Source organism: Paenibacillus ihuae, assembly GCF_001368795.1.
Classification (GTDB): domain Bacteria; phylum Bacillota; class Bacilli; order Paenibacillales; family Paenibacillaceae; genus Paenibacillus_AQ; species Paenibacillus_AQ ihuae.
Map to the genome: position 1 here is coordinate 807,998 of NZ_LN831198.1, position 10,635 is coordinate 818,632.

At 44.4% G+C, this 10,635-nt stretch carries 8 protein-coding genes; all 8 read left to right on the forward strand.

Annotated features, from left to right (window positions below; all coding sequences use genetic code 11):
* Positions 1-590: hypothetical protein (locus AQR02_RS32240; protein ID WP_209444121.1), on the forward strand; the 590-nt coding region annotated here is incomplete at its 5' end.
* Positions 591-806: 216 nt separating this feature from the next.
* Positions 807-1,358: an RNA polymerase sporulation sigma factor SigK gene (gene sigK, locus AQR02_RS03670; RefSeq protein ID WP_082451619.1), complete on the forward strand. Its 552-nt coding sequence runs from the start codon at positions 807-809 to the stop codon at positions 1,356-1,358.
* Positions 1,359-1,675: 317 nt separating this feature from the next.
* A complete protein-coding gene (locus AQR02_RS03675) occupies positions 1,676-3,169 on the forward strand; it encodes a dynamin family protein (RefSeq protein WP_054939439.1) in 1,494 nt (497 codons plus the stop codon).
* Between the two features lie 18 nt (positions 3,170-3,187).
* Positions 3,188-5,437, forward strand: a complete 2,250-nt coding sequence (locus tag AQR02_RS03680) for a dynamin family protein (protein ID WP_054939440.1) — start codon at positions 3,188-3,190, stop codon at positions 5,435-5,437.
* Between the two features lie 20 nt (positions 5,438-5,457).
* Complete coding sequence (locus AQR02_RS03685; protein ID WP_054939441.1) at positions 5,458-6,066, forward strand: hypothetical protein; 609 nt, start codon at positions 5,458-5,460, stop codon at positions 6,064-6,066.
* Between the two features lie 248 nt (positions 6,067-6,314).
* Positions 6,315-9,575 (forward strand): ATP-binding protein, encoded by a 3,261-nt coding sequence (locus tag AQR02_RS03695; RefSeq protein ID WP_245237081.1) that lies wholly within the window; start codon positions 6,315-6,317, stop codon positions 9,573-9,575.
* Complete coding sequence (locus AQR02_RS03700; protein ID WP_054939443.1) at positions 9,569-10,126, forward strand: HNH endonuclease; 558 nt, start codon at positions 9,569-9,571, stop codon at positions 10,124-10,126. Before AQR02_RS03695 ends, AQR02_RS03700 begins: the two co-directional genes overlap by 7 nt.
* Before the next feature lie 22 nt (positions 10,127-10,148).
* Entirely contained in the window at positions 10,149-10,595 is a 447-nt protein-coding gene (locus AQR02_RS03705; RefSeq protein WP_054939444.1) for an SMI1/KNR4 family protein, read from the forward strand.
* The last annotated feature ends 40 nt before the right edge of the window (positions 10,596-10,635 follow it).

The following is a 10,635-nucleotide window of genomic DNA, read 5'->3' on the forward strand; positions in this document are numbered from 1 at the left end:
TTTTCACAGAAAATAATTTCAACTCTAGTAAGAGTAAGGCGACCATATTATTAATTTCAATTATATTTTTCTGTTCATTATTCATTTTATACACAGCAAGTAATTTCAAAATTTCTTTTAAGATGTCCAAGTATGGATTAGCATATTGGCTATTTAATAGTAGAAATAAGAGATTAAACTGGATTTTTAGTATTTACCTTGTATCGATAGTAAGCGGATTCTCAATACTAACAAGTTCTATTGCTAATTTGGTAAATGAAAAAGGAAAAGTCACAGGTGATGATTTACTACTTTATATTATCCTACTGCTCATTAATAATATGATGTTAGTTTTTATATCAAAAAAAGTTTTTAAAGCACTCATTAAAAAGTTTGCGCGATATAGAGGAGAAACCTTTTATTATGATGAGGAAGATGGACAGCGTTGGTACATATATCATATAGCTGAAAAAAGCACATATCTATTGGGCGACTCTGTTGATCCTAATGATGCGAAAATGTTTACAACGATAGAGAAAAGCAAACTATTATCAAAAAAAATTAGTGTGAATAGAATTCCAAATGGTTTAGACCAGACTAGGGAAAATTGAAAAATACTGAGGATAATTAATTATCTACCTGCTAAATCACTTTAGAGGAAAACTTCATCGATTTCAGGAGTAAAGTTTGGCAAAGATTACTGCTTTGTTGGAGGTAAAAAAGCCACATATTAAACGGAGCGACTGTTTTGTGAATAACTGAATAACCTGATGAAAGTGATCAGCAAATTAGAGTGAATCTCCTTCAGAAAATAAGTTTTTTAGTATATATTAGGAAAATTGACATCGCATCGTGTCCACAACCTCAAAAAATTCGATAATATGGGTGAAGACATGGAGGACCTGATCTCCATTGGTACTATTGGGTTGATTAAAGCCATTGAAAGCTACCGCCCAAACAAAGGTACTAAGCTGGCTACTTTTGCTGCCCGCTGTATTGGAAACGAAATCCTCATGCATTTGAGATCGCTTAAAAAGACCAAAAAGGTCGAATCCCTGCATGATCCAATCGGGACAGACAAGGAAGGTAATGAGATTACGCTGATCGATATCCTCGGTTCCGACGCAGATGATATTGTGAAGGAAGTCGATCTGAAGATTGAGAAGAGTAAGATTTATCGTAATCTGGACATTTTGGTTTTGGATGACCGGGAAAAGGAAGTGGTGGTTGGGCGCTTTGGCCTGGACACCGGCGGGGAAGAGCGGACGCAGCGGGAGATTGCCAAGGAGCTGGGGTTCTCACAGAGTTATGTTTCAAGGATAGAGAAAAGGGCGCTCATGATGAAGCTCTATCATGATTTTTATAAGGCGCAGCGGTGAGAGTATAGGTTCTGTCTTTTGACAGTCTCTTTTTTTGTCGAATTTAAGACATATAGTTCAAAAGAATGATGTAAAAAGTAGGATTTCCATGTAAAACATTTGAAATTTGATGTTATAATTTGGATAACTGTCTTGGTTACATTCACGGAGTAATGCCTCCGAACTAAGGTACGCTGGATGATTTTTCATCATATTCGGGAAGCGCATAAAGAGCTGAGCGTTAAGTAACTTTCGAGAACGTACGTTCCGTGGCAACAAGCTGACTTATAACTATGATTTAATAGGACTGTTTGTTGCAAACAGGAGGTGATATTTTAATGAAATTGGGTCCTTTGAGTTATAAAGCAGAGAGAATTAACGGATTTCTAAATTTGGAGAAACATCCGGCAACAAGACAGAGTTACGAATTCAAATTCGCTTATATCTCCTTCTTAAGCATCACATTGCGGGCTGGAGCCAGAAATGAGGAGCAGGTTAACGATGTATTAAGTACATATAAACGGCACTTCGGCATTAAAGACAGTGATTATAATGAGTTGCAAAATATCGGGGGGGAGGGTGAGGAAGAGCGCTTCAACTCTCTCCTTACACTACTGGGATATTGCGGAGATTCCTTGAAGAGCAGGAAATTTAAAAAGTCTATATGCAGTAAGCTACTCTTGGGAGAGATGCTCTTTTTTGAATTAAATGATGCGTACAAGTTTAATTTCAATCCGGTCCTCCGCTTGTATATTGATTTTTGTGAGGTTCCTCTGGCAAAAGAGACGGAAATCAAGTCATTACTGATTAAAATGATCGCAGGTGCAGATGTTAAGGGACTGCTCAAACTGAAACGACTGGAAGTGTTCAAGTATCTTCAGAACGCCGCGAATGCCTATTGGGTACAAGAACAGGCGGATTCCGTTCATGTTACAGTGATCGCTACTATGAGCTCTGGGAAGTCGACGCTTTTAAATGCACTGATCGGCAAAAAGGTCTTTCCTTCGGAAAACAAAGCGTGTACCTCGACATATTTGAAATTTACCAATAGACCCGAGCTAGTAAGAGAAATAGGGCTGGCTGCAGGTAATCATCCAGATTCCCGCTGGAATCTTACATATGAAGATATTGCGAGATGGAATGGCGACTCCGGTATTGAGCGGATTGAAATCGAAGGCAAGATGAATAGCGTTTCGATGCTGAAGAGGCATAACGTATCTTTTGTTGATACACCCGGTACAAATAATTCGAGAAATCGTGAGCACGAAGCAGTTACGAAAAGAATTCTTGAACAAAAGAACAGCGATGTGATCTTGTATGTCCTGAACGCTACAAATCTTGCTCCGGATGATGATAAGATCCTGCTGCAGCAAGTTGTAAAGCATTTAGGAGATCAACAAATCATTTTCTTATTGAACAAGGCGGATCAACTGGATCTGGAGGCAGACGACAATCTTACTGAGTCTTTAGCTGTTGCTAGAAGCCATGTGATGGAGCTTGGCATCGCTTCACCGGTTATTGTTCCGATATCTTCGTATGCTGCCGGATTGTTCAGGAACATCCTCGGTAACAGCCCCCTAACGAAGCGGGAAACGAGGGATGCTCTTTCACTGCTGGAGTTATTCCGGATTCCGCAATATGATATGAACCGGTATGTTGACAGGAGCCTGATACAGTCGCTGCCGCAATCTGCAGTCCATGTCCGATCGCACCGGATGATTCAGGTAGGCAATAAATTCATCAGCTCAAGAGAAATAGTAGAAGCGATGAAGAAGACAGGCATTCATATTTTGGAACGATTGCTGCTGCAAGAGATCAAGTATACCCGATAATGGAAGGTGTTCATGTAGATGACTGAAGTGTTTATCCGCTACAACCCGTATAAAGTTGAAACACAGATATTGTACGACAATGAGGAGATCAGCCAAGAGAGTCAACTTGCCAAGTTTAAGAATGAGAGACTGCAGGTCTGGCTGGACCAGCTGATTGATATATTGATAGACGAGCTTAACGAGACGGAGTTCCAGCTTGTATTCCAGGGGACGCTTCCCGACTATGACGATGTAACCGAGGCCTGTGAGAAATACAATCAGAGCAAGGCTGCCAAAATTCAGTTAGCCCATATTCCAGCTGAGGGCAAAGACGATAAAATCAGCGAACTGACGCAGCTTGTTCATGAAATGCAGCACGGTCCGTTTGAAGAGCTCCGCAGTGATGCCATTAAGAAGAATTTTGAAAAAGCGCTCAGCTCAGATTTCGAGATTGCTGTAATTGCGACCATGAGCTCGGGCAAGTCGACATTAATCAACTCCTTGCTGGGCAAAGAACTGATGCCGTCCAAGCAGGCAGCCTGTACCGCAACCATTGCCAGCATCAAGAATGCGCCCAACCGCAACGAGTTTATCGGCCGCTGTTATGATCTGGAAGGCAACGAAATTGAGCCGCTGCAGCCTTTGGATAGTGACCGCATGAAGGAGTTCAACAACAATGAAGAGGTCTCACATATTGAGATTGAGGGAAATATTCCATACATATCTTCCAAGAGTATGAATCTGATTCTGGTAGATACTCCTGGGCCGAACAACTCCAGGAACAGTGCCCATAAAGATCATACCTACCGCGTTATCAAAAATGAATCCAAGCCGCTAGTACTCTATGTGCTGAATTCAACCCAGCTCAGCACAGATGATGATAATAATCTGCTGTCGATTGTGGCGGAGCAAATGAAGAGCGGGGGAAAGCAGTCGAAGGACCGGTTTATTTTTGCTGTCAACAAAATCGATCTGTTCGATCCTGAACGGGAAACGATTGAAGACACCTTAAAGGATGTCGGAGACTATCTGCAGGATAAGGGAATCATGAATCCTAATATTTTCCCGGTCTCCGCGGAGACGGCCAAGCTGATCCGGATGGATCAGAACGGGGATATTCTGACCCGCAAGCAGCAGCAGACACTGAATGCACATGACTTCTTCATTGAAGAACCTCAGATGCATTTGGTTAAGTATGCTCCGCTGAGCAACACCAAGAAACGTAAACTGTTAAGTCAAATCGAACAAGCCCGGAGAATAAATGATACCTACGCTGAAGCATTGATACATTCCGGGATACCATCGATTGAAGAAGCGATTAATGAGTATCTGGACAAGTATGCGGTAACATCCAAAATTACGGCTGCCGTGAACTCCTTCAAAGATATTGTAGAAGGCAAGAAAATGGAACAGCAGCTGCAGGCACAAATGTCCGGCAACGAGGAATTACGGAAGAACATCAATGCGCAAATGAAACGGATTCAAGAGGAAATTTCGAAAGGACAGAAGGCAAGTGCCTTTAAAGAACGGATCAACAATAAGAAATATGACGTCCGGGCTGTAATGAGAAGGATCGAGGGCAAGGTGCATACCAAAATCGATGATTTTGCGGCGGTGTTCAATAACGAAGGCAGTATCGAAGTATCCAGAGCTAATAAAATCATCTCAAAATTAAAAGAGGACATCTCCTCTCTGCAAAGTGACATTAAGACCGATCTGGAGATCATCATACTGGCAACGATGCAAAATGACGCCGATCAATTGCTGGAAGAGTACCGCAGCTATGTCAAGGACCTGATCGAAGTGAGCGGCGATAGCCTCCAGCATGATGAGTTCCAGATTTTTGCCGTGGATATTCCCGACGCCAAGATGCTGGTAGACAATATGAAATATAACAAGAGCGTTGCGGACGGGGATCGGTGGGTGAAAACCTCGACATGGTGGAGGCCTTCTACTTGGGGATCAGGATATTATGAGACAACCTATGTCACTAAAACCTTAGTAGACGTTGATCGTATTGCAGAAGAGGTTATTAACCCTTCTAAGCAGGATTTATTAAATAACGTTAATGAGGCGCAGGCCTACCTTGACAATGAGGTAGCCAAGCTAAAGGCATTTTTCAATACGGAAATTAACCGGCTAGAGGAACTTCTGTTGCTGAAGGTCAAGGAAATCGAGGAGCTGTCGGGTGACAGCGAGATTCTCAATTCCAGAATCCAAGAAGACATAGAGAAAAGCAAATGGCTGCACAACTTCGTTGGACGTCTGGAGCGAATTTTAGAAATTTAAAAAAGGAAGTGAGCGGAAATATGTTTCAACCACAAAATTTCCTGGTGGAAGCTGTAAATAAGCAAGAAATAGAACAGGTAAGAGTAGCACTAAGCACTTATCTCTCCAAAAACCCGACCAATGAACAAAATGAAGTCCTACAGGCGGCAGAATATGCGGAGAGCCGCTTATCCGAACCGCTCTGGGTAGTGCATGACGGGTTGTACATCGAAAAAGACTCCGGCAAGTGGACCAAAGATTATCTGGGCCAATTAAAGAGCGACCTTCGATATAATTTTTCCAAGGAACGCTTTGAGTTCATCATAGAAGTCGGTAAAAAGGTCCGGGCGTTGAAAGGGAATTTCCCTCTAGCTCCTGTTCGGAGTGTCGTGCAACCTGCTGGACAGCCGATGAGACAGCCTGCAGTTACGCAACTCTCGTCAGAGCCGGTGAAGCTGCAGGCGGCAGCACAAGTTCCGTCACAGCCGGTTGTGCCAGCTGTATCACCGTCAGCGATTAAGACAACTACTGTGCCTACGAGGGTTGTTGATGCGGGAAAGCCGAATACAAAATGGCTAGTGATAGCGGGACTGGGAGGAATAGCGATATTGGGAGTAGCCCTGTTCCTGTTGACCAGAAACCACAAATAGTAAAAGAGCAAGAAAAGAAAAGTCTGCCGATTGCAGAGGAACTGGAGAGCAGAATAGTGAAGGAGCGCGCGGACATAAGAGGAAACTCAAACACTGTTGCTCATACAGCCCCGGTTAAGGATGCTATCCTCCAATATGAATCTCAACCCGTAATTAAGAGAATTGAAAGATTCACAGATAGATTTAGAAAAGACTATAATTCTCAAAGTAAAAAATCAAAACGCAACCTAAAATAGAAGGTGACTGGGATGAACAATATTTCGGATATGGTCGAAATAGACGGCAGAAACTTCAAAGATCTGGATGAGGCATTTGAGGTTTCGCTTGATTTTGTACAGAAGAATTATTTGGATGAGCTGCACCTGCGCAATGTTGTTCCTGTTCCTAAGCATATCAGCGAACTGACAACCCGGAACAACATCCGGCTGTTCAAGATGAATAAACTGGTCTTTGACAAACAGGAGAACAATCTTGATAAGATTATGAGTGTTTACAATACCCTGGGGAATGTATCCGGTTCGCTTGTCATGATCATTAATAGCGACGGTAACCGCACCGATCTGTACCTGGGTACCCGGACGGGCTCTAAGGAGCAGGATGTAAACTCGGCAAAGGAAGCACTGAAAAAGAGCTTTGAGGGGAACTTTCCCGGCAGCGATATCGAGAACTTAACCAACAGTGAAATTGAGAAGGTGATCTCCTCCATATTTACTTCGGAGCTGTCACAGAATGAGAACTGCATCTCTTCTGTTTCCGGTGTCCCTTCTTTGAAAGATCAGGATAAGACTAAGTTTGTTCAGGGACTGGAGAAGCTTGTCGACGCGATGAAGGGGGAGGAATTCTCCGCCATTTTTGTGGCAGACCCGATCTCACACCGGAACATTGAAGAGATTAAGCTCGGTTACGAAAATTTATACTCACAATTAGTACCGTTCGCGAAATGTGATTTAAGCTTCAATTCAAGCGACAGCATCGCGATTTCAGAAGGAATGAGTAAGGGCGTTACGGCGACGATCAACGAAAGTCTGACCAAGACGCAGAGCTATACCCAGGGTTCTTCCGAATCGGAGAGCCAGACCGAGTCCTACTCCAAGACGACCAATTGGGGCGGAGCGCTTGGCGGATTAGGCGCAGCGGGAGGATTTCTGCTTGGCGGACCGGCTGGTGCTGTAATAGCGGGCGGGATTTCTGGTATGGCCGGATCATTGATCGGCAGTTCGACAGACGGCACGACCCATTCGCAGTCCAAGACAACTAATCAGTCGCGGACTGATGGAGAGTCTGAGATGCGCGGAAGATCGGACGGCACCTCTACCCAGGAAAGCTCATCTGAGACGCAGACCATCGGCAACTCCAGAAACCTGCAAATCCAATTTGAAAATAAGACGGTAACCAATTTACTGCAAAAGATCGATGAACAGTTACTCCGGCTGAAAAGCTCCGAGGATTTCGGCATGTGGAGCTGTGCCTGTTATTTCATCGCACCTAGCGTTCAGACTTCCCGGGTAGCTGCAAGCACGTATAAAGCGATTATGCGCGGCGAGAATTCAGCGGTGGAGAACTCATTTATTAATACGTGGGATAACAATAATAAAGCTAATTTATTAGAGGTTGGAAAGTACTTGAAGAAATTTAATCACCCGCTGATTGAAATGAAAGTCAATACCGGCCTGAATTTGCCGCATATCTCCCCGGGTTCGTTAATCAATGGCAAGGAGCTGGCGCTTCAATTGGGCTTTCCCCAGAAATCGCTGAACGGGCTTCCGGTCATTGAGACGGCTGAATTTGGCAGAAATATCGTTACCTATGATCAGGCTGAAGGAAATCGGGCTGCGCTTAAGCTGGGCAACGTGTTTCATATGGGGAAGCCGGAGAACACAAGCGTCGAGATTGATGTTAACAGCCTTGCGATGCATACCTTTGTTACCGGCTCTACAGGTTCAGGAAAGTCGAATACGATCTATCAAATGCTGAATGAGCTGGTTAGAAAAAACATTCATTTCCTAGTCATCGAACCGGCAAAAGGTGAATACAAAAAAATCTTCGGCGGCCGGAAGGACGTTTCTGTGTTTGGCACCAATGCGAATTTCACCGAGTTGCTCCGGATCAATCCATTCCGTTTCCCGGCGCAGGTGCATGCGCTGGAGCATATTGACCGGATTATTGAAATCCTCAACGCTTGCTGGCCGATGTACGCGGCAATGCCGGCGGTGCTAAAGGAAGCAATCGAGCGGACATACATCTCCATCGGGTGGGATTTAGAAGAGTCCTTCTACTTCGGGGACGAGGTGCAATATCCTACGTTCTATGATCTATTGACGATTCTGCCTGTTGTCATTCGCGAATCCGCATATTCCGAAGAGGTAAAGAGCAACTACACTGGCGCACTCGTGACCAGAGTGAAGTCAATGACCAATGGCTTGTTCGGCAAAATATTCACAGATGATGAAGTTGCAAGTGAAGTGTTATTCGACCAGAATTGTATTATTGACTTAAGCCGGGTGGGTTCGGTTGAGACGAAGGCGCTGATTATGGGGATTCTGTTCATGAGGCTTCAAGAGTACAGAATGTCAAATGACAGTCCTATCAACAGCGAACTGCAGCATGTGACTGTTATTGAAGAAGCGCATCACCTGCTGCGCCGCGTTGCTTCCGAGCAGAGCCAGGAAGGGGCCAATCTGCAGGGCAAGTCGGTTGAAATGATTGCCAATGCTATTGCCGAAATGAGAACCTACGGCGAAGGGTTTATCATTGCCGATCAGGCGCCTAATTTATTGGACCGGTCGGTCATCAGGAACACCAACACCAAAATTATTCTAAGACTGCCGGATGAATTGGACCGCTCCGAGGTCGGCAAAACTGCCAATCTAAATGAACATCAGATCAATGAGCTTCCTAAATTGCGAACCGGCGTTGCTGCGGTATATCAAAATAACTGGCTGCAGCCGGTATTATGTGAAGTGAGTGAATTCAATAATTATCACCCGTATTTGCCGGAAACAAAAGCGGCCGGTTCAAAGCAGCCCTCTAACCGGGAGATGCTGAGCAAGCTGCTCGAAATACTGCTGCTGGAAAGGATTCCGGAGAATAGCCGTAGCAGCTTGGCCTCTTTTGAAGCCGACCGTCTGAAAAAATGGCTGGTGGGTTGTCCTGTAAGTCATTCGATCCGGCAATCGCTTCTGCATGATCTGGAATATTTTGGGCTTAATCATAAAATGCACTTATGGGAGCAGCAGAGATTTGGGGAATTGTCGCGAATTGTATCTTCACTGATCCCGCAAAGAGTAGGACTCATTCAATATGCCAAAACCGCCGAGAATCTTACGGAATGGAATAGAAGATTTATTGAAGGCCTCAGAAAGTATACTGCGTTCTCGAATCCGGAAGCATACGAGCCGGCTGTAATGCAGTGTCTGCTTCAGGAGAAGGCCCAGGAGGACCCGGGATTTAGAGATTTCTATTATCTGTGGATTGAAGAACGGAAGGAAGGGGAGGTCCGCGTATGTTAGAGGCCCTTTCATCTATAAGCGTGAACTGGGAAACGATGAAGGAAGGGTTAAGCAAGGTCTCTTCTGATGTTCCCGGCTTCGCTAAGGATCTGAAACCGAGTTCCATTACTAGCTTTGACGAGGCAAATGAACCGCTGTATTTGAAGACCAGAAATGAGGGGTTGGCCGGGGAGTGTCATCCCGAGACCAATATACCCTTCCAGGAAAAAACCATACAGACCTCAGAGGGGACCTTTACCGGTGTATTCCCTGAGTTTCCGGTTACATACGAGATGGAAATAGATGAGTCTTTGTATCTTGAATCGGATGCCAAACAGTTCAAATCTGCTACGCAATCGCTGAGTGAAGCGATTAGCAGCGACCCTGACCTGAAGGCGAAATTTGATGAAAGACAAATCGAACAAATCAATAACGGCAAGGTTCCGGAAGGATACGTCTGGCATCATAATGAGGAACCGGGCGTTATGCAGCTGGTAGACCGTTCGCTTCATGAAACTACTGCTCATACAGGCGGAAGAGCTATTTGGGGTGGCGGATCGGACAACAGATAAATATTGAGGAGGAGGCTTGCAAATGGAACAAGCGAATAATGTAAAGTGGATTCTTGCAAAGAGTGAACTCTCCCGGGAGGATGTATCGAAAGTGGAGGAAGCTTTAAGTATTTTATTTCCCCCTGATTACGTCGGTTGCGTGTTACTGAAGAATGGCGGACAACCTGTTCCGGATACCTTTGATTTTGAGGGTAAACAAGAAGCGGTGTTCAATTCCTTGATTGATCTTAACATTAGGGAGAATAGAAATGTTCTGGAAGTACATAACCGGTTGAAGGACCGCCTTCCTGAGAACGTGTTTCCTTTTGCAGATGATCCATTTGGCAACTATCTGTGCTTTGATTACCGTGCAGGAAACCAGCCTTCAATTGTATTCTGGGATCATGAGCAATCAGATGGCGGGGCAAATCCGGAAGTGCGCTTTGTATGTAAATCCTTTAGCGAGTTAGTGGATAAATTGTATGAATAGTAGTCGTCCAATGAGTTGTTCTCCAGAAGTTAATGTTAAA